Source organism: Micromonospora yasonensis, from assembly GCF_026013475.1.
GTDB lineage: Bacteria > Actinomycetota > Actinomycetes > Mycobacteriales > Micromonosporaceae > Micromonospora > Micromonospora yasonensis.
The window spans coordinates 1-535 of the sequence record NZ_JAPDPH010000480.1 but is presented as its reverse complement, the minus strand read 5'-3'; the positions used below and the strand labels follow the sequence as shown (position 1 = coordinate 535).

At 70.8% G+C, this 535-nt stretch carries 1 protein-coding gene; it reads left to right on the top strand.

The features are described from left to right. Positions 1-15 precede the first annotated feature (15 nt). Positions 16-535: serine hydrolase domain-containing protein (locus tag ONA70_RS36445; RefSeq protein ID WP_265011016.1), on the top strand; the 520-nt coding region annotated here is incomplete at its 3' end.

The window sequence follows — 535 nt, the reverse complement described above, 5'->3', positions numbered from 1 at the left end:
CCGGAGCTGGCGGACATGACCGTGCTCGCCGATCCCCACGGGCCACTGGAAGACACCGTCCCGGCGAAACGCCCGATAACGCTGCGGGATCTGCTGACCTTCACCCTCGGCACCGGCATGGTCCCTGCCGAGCCGGGAACCGTCCCGATCTCGGACGCGCTGAACGGACTCGGCGAGCCGCCGATGGACGAGTCGATGCGCCGGCTCGGCGCGCTTCCGCTCGTCCACCAGCCAGGTGAGCGCTGGATGTACGACACCGCCGCCGACGTGACGGGCGTGCTCATCGCCCGGGCCACTGGCATGTCTTTCGGGGATGCCTTGCGCGAGCGGATCTGCGATCCGCTCGGGATGAAGGACACCGCCTTCAGCGTGGGTGGCGAGAACATCGGCCGGTTGGCGACGGCGTACGAGCGCGACACTGCCGCCACCGGCGAGCCGGTCGTCGAAGACGGCCCCGACGGGCGGTGGAGCCGGCCGCCAGCGTTCGAAGGAGGTGGCGGCGGGCTCGTCTCGACCGCCGACGACTACCTCGCGT